Source organism: Ochrobactrum vermis (assembly GCF_002975205.1).
GTDB classification, from domain to species: domain Bacteria; phylum Pseudomonadota; class Alphaproteobacteria; order Rhizobiales; family Rhizobiaceae; genus Brucella; species Brucella vermis.
On record NZ_PCOC01000001.1, the window covers coordinates 1,876,967 to 1,900,771 of the forward strand.

Consider the following 23,805-nt stretch of genomic DNA (forward strand, 5'->3'; position numbering starts at 1 on the left):
TCATTGTTTTCACCGCATTCACCTTATGCAAAACCGCCTCACACTTTTGGCTCGGAAAGGCTCTATTCCGCAGCTTCGTGCAGCGGTTCCTGTGCGGCGAGCCAACGCTCGGCTTCAAGAGCAGCCATGCAACCCATACCGGCGGCGGTCACAGCCTGCCGATAAATATCGTCCGTGACGTCGCCAGCGGCGAAAATGCCCGCAACATCGGTGGCCGTCGAATCGGGCGCGGTCCACAGATAGCCGTTTGGCTTCTGCTTGAGTTTGCCCTCGAACAAAGAAACCGCAGGCGCGTGACCGATGGCGACAAAAACGCCATGCGTGTCGAGTTCCTGTGTCTCACCCGTCACAACATTCTTGAGGCGCACGCCGGTCACTGTCGCACCCATAGGCGGCTTTGCTTGCGTGCCGAGAATTTCGTCGATCACGCTGTTCCAGATCACAGAGACGTTCTGGCGCGAGACCAGACGATCCTGCATGATCTTCTCTGCGCGGAAGCCGTCGCGGCGATGCACGACCGTCACGCTCTTGGCGATATGCGAAAGATAAAGCGCTTCCTCGACAGCCGTATTGCCGCCGCCGACAACGACCACGTCCTTGCCGCGATAGAAGAAACCGTCGCAGGTCGCACAAGCCGAAACGCCGCCGCCCATGAATGTCTGTTCGCTGTCGAGGCCAAGCCACTTGGCCTGTGCACCCGTCGCGATGATCAGCGCATCGCAGGTATAAACCGTGCCAGAATCACCTTTCAGGCGGAAAGGACGCACCGTGGTTTCCACCTCGGTGATGATGTCATGGACGATTTCCGCGCCGACATTCTGCGCCTGCGTCGCCATCTGGTCCATCATCCAAGGCCCCTGCACCGGCTCGGCATAGCCCGGATAGTTTTCCACATCCGTGGTGATCATGAGCTGGCCACCTTGCTGCAGCCCGGCAATGATGATGGGCTTCAGCATCGCGCGCGCGGCGTAAATCGCCGCGGTATAACCAGCAGGACCTGAGCCGATGACGATGACTGGCGCATGACGCTGTGACATGAAGTTCTCTCCGGTCCCGGAGCGTTTCGACCTGATCGAGCCAGATCGACGCTCCATATGTCTGTTTTCGCACGTTTGTCTTAGGACACCTTGGTCCAAAGCATTTCACACTTTTGGGTGTGCTCTAAAATCGATTTAAAGCAGCGGGTTCTGGCTTACCAGAATCGCTTTCGCGTCCAGTTCGGCCAATGCCCCGACCTTATGGCCAAAGTAGGTCTGCCCCTGAATGTTTGCAAGGTTTGACAGGGATTTGCTGTGCGTTAGCCACAGCTTGTGGCCTTTAAGCAAACCCTTTGACAGCCACACGTTGCGGGTGGATCGATCTCACGCTAAACAAACATCACATGAGAGACAATTCGCCCAACCTCGGAGCCGTCCGCCATCTATAAAACAGTCGCCAATATCTGCGCGCGCTTCGGCCTCCTCATGGCTGTTGCCATGCTCCTGCCCGCCGCAATAGATCTGCGCGATGGAAGTGACGATTGGCTGATCTTCGTGCGCTCGGCTGCGGCAACGGGCGCGCTCTCTGCCCTGATCCTGCTTGCCACCCAAAACCAGACAATGCGCTTCACCCCGCGCCTCGGCTTTCTGCTGACGGCCTGCCTCTGGCTGACTGCGAGCTTTCTCGGCTCTATTCCGCTTTATTTTTCACATCTGCCGATCAGTTATGCGACGGCGTTCTTCGAGGCGATGTCGGGCGTTACCTCCACCGGAGCCACCGCCCTGACCGGGCTCGACAATATGCAGCGTGGCATTCTTTTGTGGCGGTCGCTTCTGTGCTGGATCGGGGGCGTCGGCTTTATCGGCTTGGCCCTGCTGATGCTGCCTTCCCTGCGCGCGGGCGGGCTCGCGCTTTTCCACATGGAGAATTCTGACAAGTCGGAAAAAATCCTTCCGCGCATGAACCAGATAGCACTGGGCATCGTGCTTGCTTATCTCAGCCTGACCGCCGCCTGCATTATTGCGTATTTTGCTGTCGGCATGAGCGTTTTCGACGCCATCAATCATGGCCTGACCACAGTGGCCACAGCCGGTTTTTCGACGCATGACAGCTCGCTCGGCTTCTATGAGGGAAACCAACTGCTTCTGGTCGTGTCCACGATCTTCATGGCCCTCTCGGCTCTGCCCTTCGTGCTTTACATCAAAGCCTTCATGCCGCGGCGCATGGAGCTGCTCGCAGATCCCCAGGTGAAGCTGTTCTTCACAATCGTGATCGGATTCAGCTTTGCGCTCGCAGTGGTTCTGCGGCTCGGTTCCAATGTGCCGTTCGGCGATGCGTTGATCTCGGCCGCGTTTCATTTTGTCTCGGTCATGACCACGACAGGTTATGCCACAGAGGACTATTCGCTCTGGGGACCGCCAGCGATTGGAATTTTCTTTCTCGCGTCATTTCTGGGCGGCTGCGCCGGCTCCACGTCAGGCGGCATCAAGATGAACCGTCTTATCATCCTGTGGAGCCTGACGCAGGCTAATCTCGCCCGTCTCATCATGCCCCACGCCGTCATCAAGATCCGTTACGGCAGTTCGGAAGTTTCCGGTGACATTGCACAGAACGTTCTTCTCTACCTGTTCCTCTACTGCGCTTCCCTCGTCACGGGCGCCGTATTGCTCGCCTCGCTCGGACTTGACTTCGTGTCGGCCTTCACTGGCGCCCTGACCGCGCTTTCCAATGTTGGCCCCGGTTTGGGGGACACCATCGGCCCCGTCGGCAATTTTTCAACCATTCGGGACCCCGCCTTATGGGTCCTTTCATTCCTGATGCTGGTCGGGCGTCTGGAGCTCGTTACCGTGTATATCCTGTTCACTCGCGCTTTTTGGGTGCGTTGACAGAGCGTTAGGCAGTTTACATCCGCCTGTTTCATTTGATATGAGCAGGATTAGATTGCGCCACAATGGCGACGAATGTTCTATAATTACCCCGGAATGAAATTTCCTTGCGCGCGGAGTTACGCATGCCGATCAAGGCCGATCTGGATGATATCGATTGGAAAATCCTTCGGGAGCTCCAGAATAACGGGCGCATCACCAATGTCGAGCTGGCTGAACGCGTCGGCATTTCGGCTCCGCCCTGCCTTCGCCGTGTGCGCAAGCTTGAAGAAAGCGGCGTCATCCGGGGGTATCGCGCCATTCTCAATGGCAATTCCCTTGGACAGGACCTCGTGGCGTTCTGTTCGGTCGGCCTCCATCGTCAGGCCGATGCGGACCTCAAGGCTTTTGCCGAAAAAACCAAGCAATGGCCTCTTGTACGCCGCGCCTGGATGGTTTCGGGTGAGTCCGATTTCCTGCTCCATTGCGTCGCGCGCGATCTCAACACGTTCCAGACCTTCGTGATCGAAGAGCTGACCGCCGCTCCCAATGTAGATTCCGTGCGCACAGCTCTGACCATTCGTCCGGTCAAGGACGAACCGCTGATGATCCTTTAAATATTGGATTTTGCGCCGAGATTAGAGCATGTCTCCCGAAAGTGGGAACCGGTTTCGGGATAAAGACATGCATAAAAACGGATAGAGCGGTTCCAGTGACTCTGTTTTAACCGGAACCGCTCTGGCTTGCTACTTCCCGGCGAATACGCGCTCGTAAACAGCACTGATAGCGGCAGCTTCCTTTTCAAGCGGAAAAGTGGCGCGGACATGCTTGAGAGCATTTTCGCCGTCGCGTTCCGCGCGTGCCGGGTCTGCCATATAGGGCTCGATTGCCTTGCGCAGGGCTTCGCCATCCCCCGCCGGAACCGATATGCCCGTATCGTCAACGAACATTTCCGCATAGGCGCCTGCGTCGCTGGCAACCACGGCCGTTCGCGACGCCATGGCTTCAAGCGGTGTCAGCCCGAAACCTTCATTGCGCGAAGGCGCGACATAAAGCGTCAGACGGCGATACCAGACCCGGATATCCGGCACTTCCCCCAGAATAAGGATACGATCCTGCAGTCCGGCAGCGGCGATCTTCGCCTTCAGATCGTCCAGGAAAGACTGGTGCTCAGCGGTCGTGCGCCCGGTGATGATGGCCGTCCATTCGGGATATTTCGGCAATAGTGCGATCATCGCATCGACGAAGAGGTCCGTTCCCTTGGAGGAACGCACGCGGCCGAAACAACCAATGGCATATTTTCCGGGCAGACCGGAAGCCGCAAAACTATCTTCTTCATCAACAGGCGGATGGAATCGCTGCAAGTCCACGCCATGCATGATGACCTGATGCGGGACTTCGAGAAAGCTTCCCGACCGGCCACTCGTTGCAATCACCGCATTCATGCGGCGGATGAGCCATTTGGTAAAAGGCTTGTGGTCGCGCTGTGCAGCCGAGGTAAACACCAGCCTCAGCTTCATGCGCAGCACATCGCGCATGAAAATACCGGCCAGCATTTCGATATTGCGCCGCGCATGCCAGATGCGGAACGGTTTCGTCCGCGGCTTCGACCAGAAGGACAGCAGAGCTTTCCACCCCAGATGGGGAAGTGAGTCAGGCAGGCCCGGCCCCATCGTGGCAATGTTCAGGCCGTTTGCGCGCTGCAAAGGGATAAGCTGAACAATCGTCGATGTGACACCGGAGAGGCGGCGCTTGAAATTCGGCGCCACCACTTCGACATCCTGAACCCGAACTTGTCCGGAATCTGGTCCTGAAACTGACTTGTCAGCGGACACGGAAATCAGACGAACTTCAAACTGAGGATTTCGTAGGAACGCGAGCCGCCCGGTGCGTTGACTTCAATCGTGTCGCCTTCGCCCTTGCCGATCAGCGCACGCGCAATCGGCGATGAAATGGAGATGCGGCCCTCCTTCACATCGGCTTCCTGATCGCCGACGATCTGGTAGATTTTTTCTTCTTCCGTATCTTCGTCGATCATGGTGACGGTAGCGCCGAACTTGATGCGGTCGCCCGACAGTTTCGAAACGTCGATAATCTCGGCGCGTGCAACCAGATCTTCCAGTTCGTTGATACGACCTTCATTCAGGCTCTGGGCTTCTTTCGCAGCGTGATATTCGGCGTTTTCCGACAGATCGCCATGCGCACGCGCTTCCGCGATCGCCTCAATAATCCGAGGGCGCTCCGATTGCTGACGCCAGCGCAGCTCTTCCTTGAGCTTTTCAAAACCGCCAGGGGTCATAGGGAACTTTTCCATACCCAGTCCTTTCCTTCGTCCGGCGCTCGCCTCACCCCGAGGCCTGCACGCACCGGCAGTTTGATTTGCCCGCCTCACCTCGCGCAATGCTTGGATAGTGCGAGGCGCTTTTCGGAGGCTTACCAGCCACCGACACACAAAAAGAAAACGGTCACCGAAACACCCGTCTCGGAACCGTTCGAATAGCCGTTCACAGAACTATAGCATTTCCATCAATCATTTCACGCGGAAAAATATGTCTCTGTCAACTCTTGAGCGGTTCACGTTAAAACGGAATTGTGCAACCGCTCATATTTTTGTTTGCACGTATTATCCAACACCAAACCGCCTCGCACTTTTGCTGGAAATGCTCTGTCCAAAGCTGCCACTATTTCGAATTGACTATTTTGAATTGACTGGCCAGCTCGCGGGCCATTTCTCCGGACCTCCGGCATAATTGCCGTCGCAATCTCCTTTGGAACGCTCCTGCAACAGAACGAAGCGAACCCGGCCCTCGCCGCTGTCAGTGGCTTTCCAGACATCGTAAATGCCGCAATCACCAAGCCCTCTTCCCTTGAAGAAAGCCGTCAGCGTCCTGGTCTTCTGGGTCCAGTCGATGTTCCATGCCGTGTCGGTCACTGTCGGACCATCGTCCGAAATGGTCGGCAGCGAGATCGGCACGATCTTGTTTTCGTAGCGGCTGTAGAAGGTGTAAGGCTGGTTATAGGCGCCCGGCGATCCGCATGGCAGGCCGATGAGATCGAGACCATCGGCAATCGTCGTCTCGAAACCGCCCGCATTGCGGAACGTGCCGGGGCTCGCCCCGCCACAAACCGCCGTTTCGTCGGAAAAATCCTTGCGGATTTCAGCCGGTATTTCTTCGACCGTTTCAATCAGCTTGATCTGTGGTGGGACCGGTGCCGGTTTGCCACCCTTGACCTGCAATGCCTCGACCGTTCCGTCGCGCGATTGCTGCTCGTCCACATAGATCAGCCCGCCGACAAGGCCAGAAAGCGAATAGATCGAGGTCTTTCCGGCGAATTTCAGCTGCAGTTTCTGGCCATTCTTCATCACGTCGAGCGCTTTGTCGATATCGCCCGTGTAATCGAGCTGGTCGTCCTGTGCCTTCAAAGCCGAGACATCGACATCGAGCACCGACTTGCCATCGATTGAAATTTCCATTTTGCCGGTCTTCTGAGACGGATCGACATAGGACAGCCTCAACACCGGTTTCGACCCGGACTGACTGCTGCGAAAGATACCAAGCCCCGGCGCGCCTTCACTCGCAACCGGAGAAAGGGTCAGCGTACAATTTTGCGCGAAATCGCACAGAACCAGCGTATCGCGAATTTTCTTGAAAGCAGCCTGCGATTCCCCACCCGCCAGAAGCAGCATCGCTGTGGCAATCGATGTTACCGCAACGGATTGACGATTCAAAATGAGCATAAAACACCCCGTAGTAAGAAATCGCTCTAACTATAAACAGACCATGCGCGAATGTCGCAGAATCGGAAGTTCCCTTGCCGTCCGCCCGTAATATTGCCTATAGCATGGCGACCGGAAAAGGCCGAAAAGCGTCCGGTTTCTCTTTCTATAGAAATGCACCCTGAAAAGTTTGAAACGAGGCAATGATGACGCGCGTACAAGCCAACATGCTGCTGCTTCTGGCAGGCGTCATCTGGGGCATGGGTTTCGTCGCCCAATCGACGGCGATGGCCAGTATCGGCCCGTTTCTGTTCATCGGTTTCCGCTCGGCAATCGCTTCGCTTACAGTCCTGCCATTGGCCATAGCCGAAGGGAGAAAGGCAAAGGCCAGCCTGAGCCGGTCGAACTATATCTTCTTCATGATCGTCGGATTGAGCCTGTTCACCGGGCTGGTGCTTCAGCAGATAGGGCTCATCACCACCTCCGTCACCAATGCCGGTTTTCTGACCGGGCTTTATGTCGTGATGGTACCTGTACTCGGCGTCATTCTGTTTCGCACCTGGCCGCACCCGGTCGTCTGGCCGAGTGCAGCGGCATGTCTGGCAGGTATCTTCCTGCTTTCCGGCGGAACGCTGACCGCACTCAAGCAAGGTGACTGGCTGATCATCAGCGGCGCCGTCTTCTGGGCCTTGCAGGTGGTCCTGATCGGCCGGGCAAACCGCGCAGGACGGCCTATTGCACTTAGCTGCATCCAGTTTGCGACCAGCGCTGTCGCAGGCCTTGCCATCGCATCCATGGTCGAAGATTTCAACTGGGCTGCCATTACGCTCACCTGGAAGGAAATCCTTTTCACCGGCGTTTTTTCGTCCGGCATCGCATTCACCTTGCAGGCTATCGGGCAGCGCTATACCACCTCGGCACAGGCCGCGATCTTCCTGTCGTCGGAAGCGCTTTTCGCAGCCCTGTTCGGCGCCATCTTCCTCAGCGAACGACTGACCTTCATCGGCTTTATCGGCTGCGGACTGATTTTTGCCGCCATGCTGGCCGTCGAGCTCATTCCCATGTTCTGGAAACGCAAACCAGTGCTTGTTCCCGCCGAGTGAATTCTATCAGGCTTTGAAGATCAAAGCCGCACCACCTGCTATGAAGGCAAAGCCCAGCAGATGGTGCCAGGTAAAGGCCTCCTTGAGATAGAAGACCGAGAACAGGCTGAAGATCACCAATGTGATGACCTCCTGAATGGTCTTCAGTTGCGCCGCCGAATAGACCTCATGCCCGATGCGATTGGCCGGAACCGCGAGACAATATTCGATCAGCGCGATACCCCAGCTTATGAAAATGACAGTGACAAGCGGCGTGCTGGTAAATTTCAGATGCCCGTACCAGGCAAATGTCATGAACACGTTCGAACCGATGAGAAGCAGGATCGGCAGAACGCTTGGCGAAATCAGTGCTGACATGGAAATGACTTCAGGGACCGGGAGGATATTGTCTGCGGCATGGCCCGAAACCGCTGCACGGTGATAGAACAAAGGTGGCATCTTGCCAATCCTGCGCCTTGCCGCTGCCCCGTTTGCGCCACAGCCCTTAACACCGGCGCTGACTCTTCCTTTACGCTTGCGGGCTAATATTCGGGAAACGCCATCGGTCTGGTCTCCTGAAGAAAAGGTATGGACATGAGTTCTGCGTTGTCCGCCACCGCTCCAGTCAGCCGCCAGCGCTCCCGGTTGCGAGGTCTGGCCCCGTCACTATCCGTCGCCCTGCTGGCCATCATCGCCGGCTGTTCCGGCGAAAGCGCCCCGCGTCCGCAGGCCAGTGTCGGCAATTCGGATATGATTGTACCCGATGCGCCGGTCGCGAGTACTGCCCCGGCAATAGAAGCACCTGTCATGCAGGAGCCGCAGGAAGAGCGCATCGTGGGGCTTGCCGAGGAGGAAGAAAACCACGTCGCGAAATCCACGCCGCAGAGCCAGCCGCAATATTCCGGCGATTACGGCTTCGCAGCCCCTATTCAAAACCCGGTAACGGCTGCTGAAAACATCTACACGATGTCCAATGCGGAAGCGGCCTGTCGTACGCGCCTGAAACGGCTCGGCGTCGTGTTCAAGGAAAAGCCGACGATCTATCGCAGCAGTTCCTGTCAGATCGCGAATCCCATCGAAGTATCCGGCTTCAACAGCGGGTCTATCGCCTTCAAACCGGCGGCAACGCTGAACTGTCAGGTGACGGAAGCATTTGCCCGCTGGATCAAGGGCGACCTGCAACCCGCCTCGCGGCTGCGCTATCTGTCCGGGGTGAGCACGATTTACAATGCCGGAGGCTATTCCTGCCGCACGATGAACAGCCGTCGCGGCGCAAAAATGTCGGAACATTCACGCGGCAACGCCATCGACGTCACCAAGATCGTGCTGAACAACGGCAAGAACATCATGGTGCGCAAGCCGGGCTTTTTCGCCTTCCGGGAAAAAGGCCTGCTCAACAGCGTACGCTCCGATGCATGCGGCTATTTCTCGACGGTTCTCGGCCCCGGCTATAACCCGGAACATGCCGATCACTTCCATTTCGACCTGATGCAGCGCCGCAGCGGCTATCGCGCCTGTAAATAAGCCCGGCGCAATGCCGGGCTCGACGATGCTTTATTCTTCTGGCGGCACCGGGGACGGCTTGCCGTTCTCATCCAGAGAAACCATGACGAATTCGCCGTGGGTCACGAGATCCATGTGCTGGGTCAGGTAACGCTGCGCCCAGGCTTCGACCCGCAGCGTGATCGAGCTGCGTCCGACCTTCGTAATCTCCGTATAGACACAAAGCGCATCGCCGATCTTCACCGGCTTGGCGAAGGACATTTCACGGACAGCCGCCGTCACCACGCGGCCCTTGGCGCGCTCTGCGGCACGAATACCCGAGGCGGAGTCCATCTGCGCCATCACCCAGCCGCCGAAAATATCGAACGCTGCATTCGCATCCTTGGGCATGGCGGGCACGCGCAATGTCAACATGCCCTTCGGCGTAGTGTCGGTATTCATGGATGTGAGTCCTTAAATGCTTGAGAGAGTCGGCCTCTAATATGTGACAAGCCCGCCGTGAAGAAAAGTGCCGCGAATATTTTAAAGTATATTCACGAAACGCGAGCTTAGTAATAATTAATCATGAACTGAAATCGAAAAAACGTGATGAAGTTAAATAACAATTCTCGTGCTATGAATAAATAAAGGAAGTATATTAGAGGAACGATATATGAAGCTATCGGTTAAATCTTCCATCATTACATTAGCACTCCTTATTTCAACAAATGCTTATGCATCATCGGCAATCGTCACCTCGACAATTAATCTGCGCGTCGGCCCCGGCACTCAGTATGGGAGCATCGGATCGATACCGAACGGCGTTGGCATCGCTGTGGGCGGCTGCACCAGCGGCTATGGCTGGTGCCAGGTCACATATGGCGGCATGACCGGCTGGGCTGCATCCAGCTACATCGCTATCCAGACAGGTAACGGATACACGACAAACGACAATTTCGGATCGACCGCCGCAGCGGTCGGCATACCGCTCATCGCAGGCATGGTCATCGGCTCGGCCATCGCCAATAGCGGCCCCGGCTGGGGACCGGGTTGGGGTCCTGGCCCTTATCGTGGCTGGGGCGGCGGCGGCGGCAATGTCTATAATGGCTGCATCGGGCGCAATTGTCAGTCCAACTGGGGGGCACCTCGTCCTCACTGGGTCGACCGACCCGGCTGGCGCGACAATCCGGGCTTTCATCACGACATTGGCCCCGGCTTTGGTCGTGGTTTCGGTCCGGGTCCCCGTATGCGTCTCGGCGGCAGGCTTTAGAGCAACCCAGAAAACGCGAGCCCTCCTGACAGCCTTCTGTCAGGAGCCTCGCTGGATATAAAAAGGGTGTGGAGGATTTCGTCCCCACACTCTTTTCATTTAGGCGTTGAAATTCCATATTGGGGACATGGCTTCCTCAAAAGACAAACACTCCCAGGATTCGCACAACAAGGCTGGCGGCTTCGGCGAAGCGCCACAGGCCGAGTTTTCCGGTGCGCCCCTATCCGGTTCCATCGCCGATTGGGCGAAGGAGATTGGCGACGAGGCTGCAAAGTCCAAGCAGCCCAGCGGCGGCGCGAGCGCGAAAAACCCGAAGCAGCCCCCGAAACAGCCAAAGAAAATCCCCGAGCGCAGCAAGGAAGCGTCGCGCACCGGTCGAGGCACGTCGATGGGCGGCGCCGCTTCCGCCAAGGAGCGTGCGGCGGCTGGTCTCAATCCCGTTGCCGGCCTCGATATCAGTCTGGAAGACGCTGCCGGGCTCAATCCGTCTGGTGCGACCGCAACGGTTCAGGCCCTGTCGGACCTGATCGCATCCGGCAATCCCTTGTTCAAGAATGGCGAACTGTGGACGCCACACCGCCCTTCCCGTCCGGAAAAATCCGAAGGCGGCATCGCCATCGAGATAGAAACCAGCTTCGAACCGTCCGGCGATCAGCCGACGGCTATTCGCGATCTGATGGAAGGGCTGGAGAATGACGACCGCACGCAGGTCCTGCTCGGCGTCACCGGTTCGGGCAAGACCTTCACCATGGCGCAGGTCATCCAGCGGACGCAGCGCCCTGCACTGATCCTGGCGCCAAACAAGACGCTGGCCGCGCAGCTTTACGGCGAGTTCAAGAGCTTCTTTCCGAACAACGCCGTCGAATATTTCGTTTCCTACTACGATTATTACCAGCCGGAAGCCTATGTGCCCCGCTCGGACACCTATATCGAGAAGGAATCGTCCATCAACGAGCAGATCGACCGTATGCGCCACTCGGCCACGCGCTCGCTGCTCGAACGCGACGATGTGATCATCGTCGCCTCCGTATCGTGCATCTACGGTATCGGTTCGGTCGAAACCTATACGGCAATGACCTTCGAAATGAAGATCGGCGACCGGCTCGACCAGCGCCAGTTGCTCGCCGATCTCGTGGCACAGCAATACAAGCGGCAGGACATCAACTTCGTGCGCGGCTCGTTCCGCGTGCGTGGCGACACGATCGAAATCTTCCCGGCCCACTTGGAAGATCGCGCCTGGCGCATTTCCCTTTTCGGTGACGAGATCGAAACCATAACCGAATTCGACCCGCTGACCGGCCAGAAAACAGGTGAGCTGAAATCGGTCAAGATCTACGCGAATTCGCACTATGTGACGCCGCGCCCGACACTCAATCAGGCCATGAAGTCGATCAAGGAAGAGCTGAAGCACCGCCTTGTCGAACTGAACAATGCCGGTCGCCTGCTGGAAGCCCAGCGCCTCGACCAGCGCACGACATTCGACCTGGAAATGCTGGAAGCAACCGGCTCCTGCGCGGGCATCGAAAACTATTCGCGCTATCTGACCGGCCGCAACCCCGGTGAGCCGCCGCCGACACTGTTCGAATATATTCCCGACAACGCGCTGGTTTTCATCGATGAAAGCCATGTCACGGTTCCGCAGATCGGCGGCATGTATCGTGGCGACTTCCGCCGCAAGGCAACGCTTGCCGAATATGGCTTCCGCCTGCCATCCTGCATGGACAACCGTCCGCTCCGCTTCGAGGAATGGGATGCGATGCGTCCGCAGACCATCGCTGTCTCGGCAACGCCGGGCGGCTGGGAAATGGAAGAAGCGGGCGGCGTATTCGCAGAACAGGTCATCCGTCCAACCGGGCTGATCGATCCGCCTGTCGAAATCCGCCCTGCCAAGTCACAGGTCGATGACGTGCTGGGCGAAATTCGCGAAACGGCGCAGAAGGGCTATCGTACACTGGTCACGGTGCTGACCAAGCGCATGGCTGAAGATCTGACCGAATATCTGCATGAACAGGGCGTGCGCGTGCGCTACATGCACTCGGATATCGACACGCTGGAGCGTATCGAGATCATCCGCGATCTGCGCCTCGGCGCGTTCGACGTGCTGGTGGGCATCAACCTGCTACGCGAAGGTCTCGACATTCCCGAATGCGGCTTCGTCGCCATTCTCGACGCCGACAAGGAAGGCTTCCTGCGTTCGGAAACCTCACTGGTCCAGACCATTGGCCGTGCCGCGCGTAACGTGGACGGCAAGGTCATTCTCTACGCCGACAACCTCACCGGCTCGATGCAGCGTGCGATGGACGAAACCAGCCGCCGCCGCGAAAAACAGGTCGCCTATAATGAAGAGCATGGCATCACGCCTGCCTCGGTGAAGAAGAATATTTCGGATATTCTCGGCTCGGTTTACGAGCGCGATCATGTTCGCGCGGATATTTCAGGCTTTGCCGAAGAAGGCGCGATGATGGGCAACAATCTTGCCGCTCATCTGGAGCATCTGGAGAAGCAGATGCGCGACGCCGCTGCCGATCTCGACTTCGAAAAGGCCGCGCGCCTGCGCGACGAAATCAAGCGGTTGCGCGAGACCGAACTGGCCATCGCCGATGATCCGCTGGCACGCGAATTCGAAGCGGGCGATGCAGGTGCGGGGCGCAACAAGGGCAAGTCCACCGGAAAACCCACTGGCAAATCCCGTTTCCGCAAGCCGACACTGGATGAAATGGGTGCCGACACGACACGCCCCGCTGGCAAGCCGTCTCTGTTCCAGAAACCATCGCTTGACGACATGGGACCGGGCACCGACATGGCAAAACCGCTGTTCCGCAAGAACACGCTGGACGAGATGACGGTCAAGCGGACGGAAGTGCCCGCTGGCGGAAACGAAGTGGCGATCCGTCGTGAGCGCGCCGGCATCGGGTCTTACGAAGACCCGGCCGAAACGGCGCGCAAGAAGCGCCGCCCCGGCAAGACAGGCCGACCGGGACGGTGATTGGGGCGCACTGATTATGTGTTGGAGGACTTACCAGCCTTCCAACACGATCTTGCCCTTCGCCTTGCCGCTTTCAAGTACGCCGTGAGCTGCCTTGAGATTGGTGGCATTGATCGGTGAAAGAACGTCCGTCAGCGTTGTCTTGACCTTGCCTTCGTCAACCAGTCGCGCGACTTCGTTCAACAGCCTGCCCTGCTCAGCCATATCTGCGGTCTGATAAATCGGGCGCGTGAACATCAGTTCCCAGTGCACCGACACCGACTTGCGCTTGAAGGGCATAATGTCCAGTTTGTCCGGATCATCGATCAGTCCAAACCGGCCTTGCGGAGCGATGAGCGTGACGATTTCAGAAAGGTGATCCAGTGTCTGCGTCGTCGAAAAGACGAAGGCCGGTGCACCGATCCCCAAAGCTTCAACCTGTTCGGCCAGCGGCTTGCTGTGGTCAATGACATGATGCGCGCCGAGCTGCTTGACCCATTCCTGCGTTTCCGGTCGCGAAGCCGTCGTTATCACCGTCAGATCGGTCAATGCGCGTGCCAGCTGGATCGTGATCGAACCGACACCACCTGCCCCGCCGATAATAAGAATGGCCTTAGCCGCACCCGCCACAGGTTCGCGCACATCCAGCCTGTCGAACAGCATTTCCCAGGCGGTAATCGACGTCAGCGGCAAGGCCGCAGCTTCACTATTGGCAAGCGATGCTGGCTTGTGCCCAACGATGCGTTCATCGACAAGGTGAAACTCGCTGTTGGCACCCGGACGGATCAGCGAACCTGCATACCAGACCCTGTCGCCGGACTTGAAATCCCGCACCTGATCCCCGATCCCGACGACAGTTCCAACCACATCCCAGCCAAGCACTTTCCATTGGCCAGCCTCGGGCGAAACGCCGTTACGGATTTTATAATCAACCGGATTTACTGAAACTGCTTCCACTTGAACAAGCAGATCGCGCCCGGCGGCAACCGGTTTGTCCAGTGTCACATCGATGAGCGAATCCACACGCTCCAATTTACCAGCGTCCTGATAGGCAACAGCTTTCATTGTCTTTGCTCCATTTGCTATGGACCAAATATTAGACTACTATCGAATAATATAAATACGCACAAATATCGCCCATAGTGTCAATATTCGTACTTAGTATATAAAGGATACCGATATGACCAAGGCCAAGCATTCACGCTTCGACTGCAGCCCCGGTTGTGCGGTAGAAGCGGCCATCAGCCTGATCGACGGAAAATGGAAAAGCGTCGTTCTCTTCCATCTCATGGATGGTACGCTTCGGTTCAATGAAATCAGACGACAGATACCCAGTGTCACGCAGCGCATGTTGACCAACCAGCTACGGGAGCTGGAAGAAGACGGCCTCATCGAGCGCAAAGTCTATGCTCAGGTGCCGCCAAAGGTGGAATACAGCCTTTCCCCGCTGGGTCGCAGCATTGAGCCTATTCTGCTTGCATTGAAGGAATGGGGCGACACCAATATCAACCGATTTGGCAAACCGGCGAAAGAATCATCACCCTCCATACAGGATGCGGCGTGAAAAAGGGCGGCCCTTGCCGCCCTTTCATGTGAACCGTCTTCAGCGGCACTGCCCGCCATTCATGATGCGATAGCCTGCGCGGTCGGCTTCGCAACGATTGGGGAACGTGCGCCTGTCGTTTCCGCGTCGCGCGCAAACCGGCATATATTCCCGCGTACAGGCGCCCGCTCCCGGTCTACCCGGTCTGTTGCCCTGATGTGGCGGACGCATGCCACCTTCACCGCCCCATCCCGGGCCCGGCCTCGATGAGCATTGACCGTTTGCGATGATGCGATAGCCCTCCGCTCTTGCCTGACATGAATTGCCGAAGGTTTTGCGTGAAGAGCCGCGCGTGGCGCAGACAGGCGCATAATTCATCGGACAGATTTGCGGCTGTGACGGTCCGGGGCGCATCGGTGGGCGATAGTCCGGCCCGCCTTCTGCAACGCAACCGGCGAGAAGCAGTGCGCCCGCAAGCACAGCCAACTGTTTGAAACGATGAAATTGCATTTTCCTCTCCTTTTGTCCCGAACGCTAAGATGGCGCAACCTTCAATAAGGGCAAGTCTTTTTGCAAAAGTGCAAAACCTTGCGGACCATATCGACAACCCGCCCATATAGGTTACTTTGACCGAGGTTGAGGGGCGGAACAGGCAGTATGAATCGGTACCGGCGCAGCATAGCGGTTATCTTGGCTTCGCAGCTTTTCAGCCTGCCTTTCGGCGTCGCTTCATCCTATGCAGCGAGTGAACCGAACCCGCCGGTCTATGCGCCACCTTTACCGCCGGAGAAGAAAACGCCGACTGTCGGTCGCATCTGCCAGCTCATTGGCGCCAATGCCGACGCCCATGGCATTCCACGCGATTTCTTCGCCCGGCTGATCTGGAAGGAAAGCCGTTTCGACCACAATGCCGTCAGCCCTGTCGGCGCTGAGGGTATCGCGCAATTCATGCCCTACACGGCAAAGGAACGCGGCCTTGCCGATCCTTTCGACATCGAGCAGGCGATTCCCGCATCGGCGAGTTTCCTGCGGGATCTGAAAGGTGCATTCGGCAATTGGGGCCTTGCAGCCGCCGCCTATAATGCAGGGTCCGGGCGCGTTTCCAACTGGATGCGGTCCGGCGGTTTCCTGCCGCTCGAAACAGAAAATTATGTGCTGGACATTACTGGCGCGCCTGCCGACGACTTTGCGGCGGGCAAGGAGATCGTGAACCGCCCGCTGGATCCAAAGCTTGCATTCAATGAGGCTTGCAAGCGTCTGCCCATCATCCGCAGCGCCACCATTCCCATGTCGCGCGTGAAACCCAAACCGTGGGGCATACAGGTCGCAGGCAACTTCCGCCGCAGCGCGGCCTTCAATCAATGGACGCGTCTGCGCAAGCAGTTCAGTACCGTGCTTGCCGGCCATGATCCCGTCATCAGCCGGATTCGCACGCCGATCGGTCGACGTGGTATATACGCAGTACGCATAGGGGCAGACAGCCGTAGTGAAGCCGACGGTATTTGTGCGAAGCTGCGCGCTGCCGGTGGTGCATGCATAGTTTCGCGCAATCGATGAGAAAACCCGAAAAAATGGCACTATATTCCCGATATATTAGGGATAGCCTGTTCAGTTTTGGAAATGGCTAGACGATTTTCTTGAAACAATCGTAAAAATTACAGACGATACCGGTTCAAAGATAACCAATCATGTACCCCCCAAAGAATTTGCTTGCCAAATACCGCATCATAGATCAGTCTCCACCTGTTCGGGCACTTAGCGAACAAATGGAAGACTGGAAGAACGGCGTGCCGGGGCCGCTATAAGTTCCGGGTCGAAGGCTCCCCTTCGGCAATGATCGGTTCCTTCCCAATGTCGAGAACTGCCTGCATAACCCTCTGCCGGGTGTGTGGTGCGCTTGGCAGAATTTGTAATACCACTGTCTCCCACAAGAGCGGTGGCGCCAAGGAAAAGGAACGGATCCAATGGCACAGACCGGACTGGTCAAATTCTTCAATACCGAAAAAGGCTTCGGTTTTATCAAGCCGGACGACGGTGGCGCTGACATCTTCGTACATATCTCAGCTGTACAGGCTTCTGGCCTCACTGGCCTCGCAGACAATCAGAAGGTTTCCTACGAGACGGAACCGGATCGTCGCGGCAAAGGCCCCAAGGCCGTGAACATCACCGTTACCGGCTAATTGTTCATAAAAGAACCTACCTTTGCCCCGGCTTCTGCCGGGGTTTTTTATTGCCCTTTACCGCCGACAAAAGCCCCGCAATTCAGGCGCGAAATATTACAGATACTGCATGTAATTTACCGGAAACTGACAGCTTTCCATCCCCCTTCACCATTGTTCAGCCTCCATTCATGTCGAAAGAGTTAATCAGTTATTCATAAACGATACGTCCGTGCCCGATTGGCAGACATATCGGAGAAATTACAGTCGAGCTTCTGAAGGAGCGAACAATGAACCGATTTGCGAAAACAGCCATTCTGGCAGCGGCATCCCTCGCGGCAGTTGCCGCACCGCTTGCAACAGCATCGGCAGATTCCTGGGGTCGTCATGGTTGGGATCGCGGCGGCTGGGACCGTCCCTATTATCGTGACCGGCATCGCAACAATGGCGACGCTGTCGCCGCAGGTGTGATCGGTCTGGCAGCAGGTGCCCTCATCGGCAGCGCGCTGAGCCAGCCGCAGCCGACCTATGTGCAGCCTGCCCCGGTCTATGCGCCGCCTCCACCGCCGCCTGCCTATTATCCGGCAGCCCCGGCTCGCCAGGCGACCTATTATCGCTCAAGCTATGAGCCATGGAGCCGCGGCTGGTATCAGTATTGTTCCGACCGTTACCGGTCGTTCAATCCGAATACCGGCACCTATCGCGGTTATGACGGGCGCGATCACTTCTGCTCCGCCAACTAAACAGATCATCAATATGAAAAGCCGCCTTTAGAGGCGGCTTTTTTAGAGCAGACCTGATTGAATCAGATCTGCTCTCAGTATTTGTTCTAACGCGCATCTTTTCCGAAAACCGTTCACACTTTTCGGGATGCGCCCTAATCAGGCATATCCGACGTCGGTCAGAAACGGATTGGAGCGTCGCTCTTCACCGAACCGTCCGCCGGGACCATGTCCGCAGATGAAACCTATGTCGTCGCCGAGCGGCAGCAACTTTTCCTTGATGGAGCGAATCAGCGCCGCGTGATCGCCGCCCGGCAGATCGGTTCGCCCGACCGAACCATTGAAAAGCACGTCACCGACAATCGCAAACCGCGCCTCGGGACTGAAGAACACGACATGGCCCGGCGCGTGACCGGGTGTATGGAAGACGTCGAACTCGTGACCGGCGACGGAAACCTTGTCCCCTTCACTCAGCCAGCGATCTGGTGTGACGTTGCGCACGCCTTCCGTGATCCCGTATTTCAGGCCGGTCGCTTCAAGATTATCAAGCAGGAACTTGTCGTCCCGATGCGGGCCGATAATGTCCACATTCAGAGCTTCCTTGAGGTCGAGCGCTGCGGCGGCATGATCAATATGACCATGCGTGATCCAGATCGCCTCTACGTCGACCGCCTGGGATTCAATCGCCTCCCGGATGCGGTCAAGATCACCGCCAGGATCAATCACAACCCCCTTCTTGGTCTCACTATCGAAAAGAATAGTACAGTTTTGCTGGAACGGCGTGACGGGCACGATGATGGCCTGCAATTGCCCCATAGTCTTACTCCACTCGAATAAATAGCAGTCAGGAAGGTGCTTTCTGACACACAGATAGAGCATTTCCAGCAAAAGTGCGAAGCGTCTACGCGGGAAATCAGTTCACGGGACTGATTTCTTATCCCGCTTCGATGCGTTGGAGAATGCGTACATACAAAGAGATGGAGCGGTTCTACAATTCCTTGTTAACTGGAACCGCTCTAGAGCGCGTCCCGAAAGTGTGAAACGGTTTTCGGAAAAGATGCGCGTTAAAACAAAGGACTAGAGCGTCGATCTGATTGAATCAGATCGACGCTCTAGTCCCGCGACCTTCAGGTGAAGCTCAAAAAAATACGGGCGGCTGAACGCCGCCCGTTTTCCCTCTCCAGGATTGTCCAAAACACCCTCCCCGAGAACCGTTTCAAGGTCTTCGGAATGCGCTCTGACAGTTCGTCTCACCGGTTGTCCCCACAACCATGCAGTCTGTAGTGCGTCAGGCCTTGGCGGCCATCGCGTTCTTGATCAGGCCGACAATAGCCGTGAGGGCGATACCGCCAACGCCGCCGCCTGCCAACTGGCCGACAATACCGCTGAGAGCGGAATCGAGACCACCGCCAGTCAACATCGGAAGCAGCTGGCCGAGGATGACACCACCGATGCCGCCTGCCACCGTGTTACCCGTGGTGCCCAGGCTGATATTCTTGACTGCGCCTGCGATGTTGCCGCCAACCGCGCCAGCGACAAGCTGGAGAATGATAGGTAGTAGAGATTCCATAACCGTCACCCCATCTGAGTTTTAAACCGGAATAACGCGACTCCGGCAAAAAAATCTTGTGCCTAAACTAGGGAATGTCAAACAATAAGCGACGGAACAACAAAAAAACGGCCCGAAGGCCGCTCTTTTTCTGTTTAAAACTCAGTTACTCTGCTGCCGCCCGCTTTGGCTGAACTTCTGCAGAATAGTCATTCATTAGAACATTTGTAATTTCGGAAGGCATGAAACGGTATTGACCGATCTCGGATACCGGCGTCACTTCCGCTGCTGTTCCGCACAAAAAGCATTCGGAGAAATCGGCAAGTTCTTCCGGCATGATTGGCCGCTCAATAACTTCGATGCCTCGACGCTTGGCAAGATCAATGATCGTGCGACGCGTAATACCGTCGAGGAAACAGTCCGGCTTCGGCGTATGCAGTGCTCCGTCCTTCACGAAGAAGACGTTAGCACCAGTTGCTTCCGCAACCTGCCCGCGCCAGTCGAGCATCAACGCATCGGCGTAGCCTTTGGCTTCGGCGGCATGTTTGGAGATTGTGCAGATCATATAGAGACCGGCAGCCTTCGACCGCGAGGGCGCGGTGCGCGGGTCAGGGCGGCAATATTCGGCAATATCGAGCCGGATTCCCTTCATCTTTTCTTCCGGCGAGAAGTAGCTCGGCCACTGCCAGATTGCGATGGCAAGATGAATACGGTTGTTCTGCGCCGAGACGCCCAGCGATTCCGAACCGCGCCAGGCGATCGGCCGCACATAGGCATCCTCAAACCCCTGCTTCTGCAGAAGTTCACGGCAGGCGTCATTGATTTCCGCAACGCTGAAAGGAATCTCGAAGCCGAGAATGCGCGCAGATTCGTGCAGGCGCTCAGTATGCTCGTTGAGCTTGAATATCTCGCCGCCATAGGCACGTTCGCCTTCAAACACGGCGCTCGCATAATGCAGGCCATGTGTCAGAACGTGGATTTTTGCATCTTTCCAATCGACGAATTCTCCGTCCAGCCAGATAAATCCGTCCCGTTGATCGAATGGAATCGCAGCCATTTTCTTGCTCCTAATTTTTCTCGCGGCACTGTCTCGATCTGGTTTCCAGCCGCTTTCAGATCGGGCAAACTTCTCCGCAACCCGTCTTCCCCAGCTAAATCGACATAACTGGCGCGACGGTCACCTTTTCCTGCGTAATCACTGGCCTTTTCGTTCAAAATGCTTTGATGTCACGCAAACATATTGCGCGAATCCCAGGCGGAGCATGCATGGAAAGATATTAAATCCTCCATAGAGACAGAATCTTGCGGCAACCCGATCCCGCCACCTTTCGTTCGAAACGGTGCAGGAAACCAGCCAGCGCAATTATTCATCCTCCTTGCATGCATCAGCGCGAACATTATTCCAAAAAAGCCAGCTTACACTTATCGAAAATTATCTGGGCGATTGAATTATGTCAATAATGCTGACATATTTAACGCAGCAGAACGGAGCACAGATGTGAATTCGACGAACGATATGAATTATATAAGCAATCCGTTGACGGCCGAGGAGGCGGCCGATCTCAACGTGATTGAACTTCTGTTTTTTTCCTATCGCGATTTTACCGCCGACCCCGATCTTATTCTGGAAAAGATCGGATTCGGGCGGGCGCATCACCGTGTCCTTTACTTCATCAATCGGAAACCCGGTATGACCGTTGCGGAGCTGCTGGAGGTTTTGCGGATCACCAAGCAGAGCCTGTCGCGCGTGCTCAAGCAACTGATCGATACCGGCCATGTCGTCCAGGCCACCGGCCTGCATGACCGTCGTCACCGCAAGCTTTATCCGACCAAAAGTGGTCGTCAGCTCACGCTCGCCCTCGCCCTTCCGCAGTCGCGGCGCATCGCGCGTGCGCTGGAAGACTGCGCACCGCAGGACCGCGACGTGATCGAACGCTTCCTCTATAATATGGTCAATCCCGAACGACGGGCGCAAATCGACGAGTTTTCCGCAGAAGACAGCTCCGCCCGGCAAGGCTGAGAGGACGTGTTACGAAAAGTAGCAGTAAGTGCTTGTACAAAAACGCTTCCGTGCAGGCAGTGAATAGACGTGCCGCATTCCAGTGAGTAATATGCCGTGCGACGCATCTTGCGTCATAGTCGAATTGGAACGGAATGGGATCGAAAGACGCCATGGCTGCAGAAGAAGAAAAGACGCTCTCGGATGACGCGCCTCACCTCCTCGTCGTTGACGATGACACGCGTATCCGCAGCCTTCTCTCGCAATATCTGACCAATAGCGGATTCCGTGTCACCATGGCTGGAAGTGCCGCCGAGGCGCGCCGAAAGCTGGAAGGCATCGACTTCGACCTGCTCATCTTGGATGTGATGATGCCGGGCGAAACCGGCGTTTCGCTGACACGATCCCTGCGCGAACAGAAGAACGTCCCCATCCTGATGCTCACCGCATTGTCGGAAACCGACAGCCGTATCGATGGGCTGGCTGCGGGTGCAGACGATTATCTGCCCAAGCCGTTCGATCCCCGCGAGCTGACGCTTCGCATCAACAATATCCTGCGGCGCGGCGCGCCGCCGACCCAGCCGAAGATCGAGCAGATCGTCTTCGGTCCCTATACATTCTTCATCCCGCGCCGCGAGCTGAAGAAGGGCACCGAAACGATCAAGCTGACCGACCGCGAGCAGGACATCATGGCGATCTTCGCCGAACGTGCCGGTGAAACCATCCCTCGCCACGAGCTGACCGGTCAGGACGGCGATGTCGGTGAACGCACGATCGACGTCCAGATCAATCGCCTTCGCCGCAAGATCGAACAGGACCCAGCCAATCCGGTCTGGCTCCAGACCGTGCGCGGTATCGGCTACAAGCTCAGCATCGAATAGCAACCGTCGACAATCAGGAATATCGCGATCAGAAAATGGTGTTTTCTCAAAACGCAGGGCGACATGTACAAAAGGTACAATCGCAATGTCGTTCACGGGGAACGCCATCCACCGAGAGCGATACTTCCGGGAGAGCATTTCCAGCAAAGGTGCGAAGCGGCCTTGCAGCGAAATACCTATTTAGAGCGCAACCGTTGAGGACTTAGGGACGTTTTAACACGATGAAATCGCCCTTGAGAAAGTTCACCCGCTGGTTGGCGCGCATCATGCCGAAGGGGCTTTATGCGCGGTCGCTCATCATCATCATTGCCCCGATGGTTCTGCTCCAGTCCGTGATCGCCTATGTGTTCATGGAACGCCACTGGCAAATGGTCACCGAACGACTTTCGACCGCCGTTGTGCGTGATATTGCGGGCATCATCGATATTCTTGAAACCTACCCGCAAGAACCCGGCTACGACAATCTCATCCGCATCGCGCAGCAGCGGCTGGCGCTGAACATTTCGATCCTGCCACCAGATCCGCTGCCGCCTCCCGGACCGAAACCCTTTTTCGCCATTCTCGATTACTTCCTGAGCGAAGAGATTACCCGCCAGATCAATCGCCCCTTCTGGGTGGATACGGTTGGCGATTCCGATCTTATCGAAATCAGGATCAAACTTGAGGACAAGGTGTTGCGCGTCTTTGCCCGGCGCAGTCAGGCCTATGCGTCCAATACGGGCATTTTCCTGACCTGGATGGTCGGCACCGCGCTTGTTCTGCTGATTATCGCTATCGCTTTCCTGCGCAACCAGATCAAACCGATACAACAGCTTGCCGAAGCGGCGGAAAGTTTCGGCAAGGGACGACCGATGCCGGAAGGTTTTCACCCGCGCGGCGCCGAGGAAGTGCGCCGTGCCGGCATTGCCTTCGTCCAGATGCGCTCGCGCATCGAGCGCCAGATCGAGCAGCGCACAGCCATGCTGTCAGGCGTCAGCCACGATCTGCGCACCATCCTGACCCGCTTCAAGCTGCAGCTTGCCTTGGTCGGCCACTCCATCGATACCGAGCCGCTCAATCAGGATATCGCCGATATGCAGACCATGCTCGAAGGCTATCTCGCCTTTGCGCGCGGCGAAGGATCGGAGGAAACGGCAAGCTATGACGTTACCAAACTGTGCGAGAAGCTGGAAAGCGAGGCGCGCCTGCGGGAACGCGGCTTCAAATATCATATCGAAGGCGACAGCGAGATTCATGTGCGCCCCAACGCCTTCTCGCGTCTGGTTAGCAATCTCGTCTCGAATGCCTTCCGTCACGCGCAAAATGTCGAGCTGTCGATTTCGCATGTCGAAGGCTGGCTGAAAGTCGTCGTGGACGATGATGGGCCCGGTATTCCGGAAGACCGCCGCGAAGATGTCTTCAAGCCTTTCGTCCGGCTGGATGAAGCGCGAACGCAGGATTCAGGCGGCACGGGCGGGCTGGGGCTTGCCATTGCACGCGACATCGCACGCAGTCACGGCGGTGATATTACACTGGACGATGCACCGGCTGGCGGTCTTCGCGCCATCATCCATATTCCGGCGTAAAGCCTTCTGGCTTCCGTCTTGAAAAAT

The 23,805-nt window shown here is 56.7% G+C and carries 24 protein-coding genes; 13 read left to right on the forward strand and 11 right to left on the reverse strand.

What is annotated here, in order from left to right; translation table 11 throughout:
* Window positions 1-62: 62 nt before the first annotated feature.
* Window positions 63-1,037 (reverse strand): thioredoxin-disulfide reductase, encoded by a 975-nt coding sequence (trxB, locus tag CQZ93_RS09295; RefSeq protein ID WP_105542313.1) that lies wholly within the window; start codon window positions 1,035-1,037, stop codon window positions 63-65.
* A gap of 426 nt (window positions 1,038-1,463) precedes the next feature.
* On the opposite strand from trxB, the gene CQZ93_RS09300 reads away from it, so the two are divergent.
* The gene (locus CQZ93_RS09300) at window positions 1,464-2,864 is read left to right on the forward strand and encodes a TrkH family potassium uptake protein (protein ID WP_105542314.1); all 1,401 of its coding nucleotides are present in this window, start codon (window positions 1,464-1,466) and stop codon (window positions 2,862-2,864) included.
* 125 nt (window positions 2,865-2,989) lie between these two features.
* Entirely contained in the window at window positions 2,990-3,460 is a 471-nt protein-coding gene (locus tag CQZ93_RS09305) for an Lrp/AsnC family transcriptional regulator (protein ID WP_105542315.1), read from the forward strand.
* Between the two features lie 129 nt (window positions 3,461-3,589).
* On the opposite strand, the gene CQZ93_RS09310 is transcribed toward CQZ93_RS09305, so the two are convergent.
* The 3 genes from CQZ93_RS09310 to CQZ93_RS09320 form a co-directional block, all read right to left on the reverse strand.
* On the reverse strand, window positions 3,590-4,678 hold the full coding sequence (locus CQZ93_RS09310; RefSeq protein ID WP_105542316.1) for a glycosyltransferase family 4 protein: 1,089 nt from the start codon (window positions 4,676-4,678) through the stop codon (window positions 3,590-3,592).
* A gap of 5 nt (window positions 4,679-4,683) precedes the next feature.
* Complete coding sequence (gene greA / locus CQZ93_RS09315) at window positions 4,684-5,157, reverse strand: transcription elongation factor GreA (protein ID WP_105542317.1); 474 nt, start codon at window positions 5,155-5,157, stop codon at window positions 4,684-4,686.
* Between the two features lie 381 nt (window positions 5,158-5,538).
* Window positions 5,539-6,582 (reverse strand): DUF1176 domain-containing protein, encoded by a 1,044-nt coding sequence (locus tag CQZ93_RS09320; protein ID WP_105542318.1) that lies wholly within the window; start codon window positions 6,580-6,582, stop codon window positions 5,539-5,541.
* A gap of 185 nt (window positions 6,583-6,767) precedes the next feature.
* Here CQZ93_RS09320 and CQZ93_RS09325 point away from each other — a divergent pair, with 185 nt between their 5' ends.
* Window positions 6,768-7,664, forward strand: coding sequence for a DMT family transporter (locus tag CQZ93_RS09325; protein WP_105543246.1), 897 nt, complete (start codon window positions 6,768-6,770; stop codon window positions 7,662-7,664).
* A 6-nt stretch (window positions 7,665-7,670) separates the two neighbouring features.
* Here CQZ93_RS09325 and CQZ93_RS09330 read toward each other — a convergent pair whose 3' ends face one another.
* Window positions 7,671-8,021, reverse strand: a complete 351-nt coding sequence (locus CQZ93_RS09330) for a DMT family protein (protein WP_105543247.1) — start codon at window positions 8,019-8,021, stop codon at window positions 7,671-7,673.
* A gap of 216 nt (window positions 8,022-8,237) precedes the next feature.
* Here CQZ93_RS09330 and CQZ93_RS09335 point away from each other — a divergent pair, with 216 nt between their 5' ends.
* Window positions 8,238-9,167 (forward strand): extensin-like domain-containing protein, encoded by a 930-nt coding sequence (locus CQZ93_RS09335; RefSeq protein ID WP_105543248.1) that lies wholly within the window; start codon window positions 8,238-8,240, stop codon window positions 9,165-9,167.
* 30 nt (window positions 9,168-9,197) lie between these two features.
* Here the strand turns inward: CQZ93_RS09335 and CQZ93_RS09340 are convergent, their stop codons facing one another.
* Entirely contained in the window at window positions 9,198-9,587 is a 390-nt protein-coding gene (locus CQZ93_RS09340; RefSeq protein WP_105542319.1) for an acyl-CoA thioesterase, read from the reverse strand.
* Window positions 9,588-9,798: 211 nt separating this feature from the next.
* On the opposite strand from CQZ93_RS09340, the gene CQZ93_RS09345 reads away from it, so the two are divergent.
* The gene (locus CQZ93_RS09345) at window positions 9,799-10,395 is read left to right on the forward strand and encodes an SH3 domain-containing protein (protein ID WP_105542320.1); all 597 of its coding nucleotides are present in this window, start codon (window positions 9,799-9,801) and stop codon (window positions 10,393-10,395) included.
* Window positions 10,396-10,522: 127 nt separating this feature from the next.
* Window positions 10,523-13,381 carry an excinuclease ABC subunit UvrB gene (gene uvrB, locus CQZ93_RS09350; RefSeq protein WP_105542321.1) on the forward strand — a complete coding sequence of 953 codons (2,859 nt, stop codon included), beginning with the start codon at window positions 10,523-10,525 and terminating at the stop codon, window positions 13,379-13,381.
* A 30-nt stretch (window positions 13,382-13,411) separates the two neighbouring features.
* On the opposite strand, the gene CQZ93_RS09355 is transcribed toward uvrB, so the two are convergent.
* Complete coding sequence (locus tag CQZ93_RS09355; RefSeq protein ID WP_105542322.1) at window positions 13,412-14,425, reverse strand: zinc-binding alcohol dehydrogenase family protein; 1,014 nt, start codon at window positions 14,423-14,425, stop codon at window positions 13,412-13,414.
* A gap of 115 nt (window positions 14,426-14,540) precedes the next feature.
* Here CQZ93_RS09355 and CQZ93_RS09360 point away from each other — a divergent pair, with 115 nt between their 5' ends.
* The gene (locus tag CQZ93_RS09360; RefSeq protein WP_105542323.1) at window positions 14,541-14,924 is read left to right on the forward strand and encodes a winged helix-turn-helix transcriptional regulator; all 384 of its coding nucleotides are present in this window, start codon (window positions 14,541-14,543) and stop codon (window positions 14,922-14,924) included.
* Between the two features lie 39 nt (window positions 14,925-14,963).
* Here the strand turns inward: CQZ93_RS09360 and CQZ93_RS09365 are convergent, their stop codons facing one another.
* Window positions 14,964-15,413: a Kazal-type serine protease inhibitor family protein gene (locus CQZ93_RS09365; RefSeq protein WP_105542324.1), complete on the reverse strand. Its 450-nt coding sequence runs from the start codon at window positions 15,411-15,413 to the stop codon at window positions 14,964-14,966.
* Window positions 15,414-15,560: 147 nt separating this feature from the next.
* Here CQZ93_RS09365 and CQZ93_RS09370 point away from each other — a divergent pair, with 147 nt between their 5' ends.
* From CQZ93_RS09370 to CQZ93_RS09380, 3 genes are all read left to right on the forward strand, one after another.
* On the forward strand, window positions 15,561-16,460 hold the full coding sequence (locus CQZ93_RS09370; protein ID WP_286152891.1) for a lytic transglycosylase domain-containing protein: 900 nt from the start codon (window positions 15,561-15,563) through the stop codon (window positions 16,458-16,460).
* A gap of 407 nt (window positions 16,461-16,867) precedes the next feature.
* Complete coding sequence (locus tag CQZ93_RS09375) at window positions 16,868-17,083, forward strand: cold-shock protein (RefSeq protein ID WP_010659637.1); 216 nt, start codon at window positions 16,868-16,870, stop codon at window positions 17,081-17,083.
* A gap of 269 nt (window positions 17,084-17,352) precedes the next feature.
* Complete coding sequence (locus CQZ93_RS09380; protein ID WP_105542325.1) at window positions 17,353-17,805, forward strand: BA14K family protein; 453 nt, start codon at window positions 17,353-17,355, stop codon at window positions 17,803-17,805.
* Window positions 17,806-17,943: 138 nt separating this feature from the next.
* On the opposite strand, the gene CQZ93_RS09385 is transcribed toward CQZ93_RS09380, so the two are convergent.
* The 3 genes from CQZ93_RS09385 to CQZ93_RS09395 all read right to left on the reverse strand — a co-directional run bounded on the left by CQZ93_RS09385 (window position 17,944) and on the right by CQZ93_RS09395 (window position 20,390).
* Window positions 17,944-18,600, reverse strand: coding sequence for an MBL fold metallo-hydrolase (locus CQZ93_RS09385; RefSeq protein ID WP_105542326.1), 657 nt, complete (start codon window positions 18,598-18,600; stop codon window positions 17,944-17,946).
* Window positions 18,601-19,072: 472 nt separating this feature from the next.
* Window positions 19,073-19,354 carry a hypothetical protein gene (locus tag CQZ93_RS09390; protein WP_105542327.1) on the reverse strand — a complete coding sequence of 94 codons (282 nt, stop codon included), beginning with the start codon at window positions 19,352-19,354 and terminating at the stop codon, window positions 19,073-19,075.
* Window positions 19,355-19,499: 145 nt separating this feature from the next.
* Window positions 19,500-20,390, reverse strand: coding sequence for a branched-chain amino acid aminotransferase (locus tag CQZ93_RS09395; RefSeq protein ID WP_105542328.1), 891 nt, complete (start codon window positions 20,388-20,390; stop codon window positions 19,500-19,502).
* Window positions 20,391-20,831: 441 nt separating this feature from the next.
* On the opposite strand from CQZ93_RS09395, the gene CQZ93_RS09400 reads away from it, so the two are divergent.
* The 3 genes from CQZ93_RS09400 to CQZ93_RS09410 all read left to right on the forward strand — a co-directional run bounded on the left by CQZ93_RS09400 (window position 20,832) and on the right by CQZ93_RS09410 (window position 23,778).
* Window positions 20,832-21,353, forward strand: a complete 522-nt coding sequence (locus CQZ93_RS09400) for a MarR family winged helix-turn-helix transcriptional regulator (RefSeq protein ID WP_105542329.1) — start codon at window positions 20,832-20,834, stop codon at window positions 21,351-21,353.
* A gap of 152 nt (window positions 21,354-21,505) precedes the next feature.
* Complete coding sequence (locus CQZ93_RS09405) at window positions 21,506-22,213, forward strand: response regulator (protein WP_105543249.1); 708 nt, start codon at window positions 21,506-21,508, stop codon at window positions 22,211-22,213.
* A 221-nt stretch (window positions 22,214-22,434) separates the two neighbouring features.
* Complete coding sequence (locus tag CQZ93_RS09410) at window positions 22,435-23,778, forward strand: ATP-binding protein (RefSeq protein ID WP_105542330.1); 1,344 nt, start codon at window positions 22,435-22,437, stop codon at window positions 23,776-23,778.
* The last annotated feature ends 27 nt before the right edge of the window (window positions 23,779-23,805 follow it).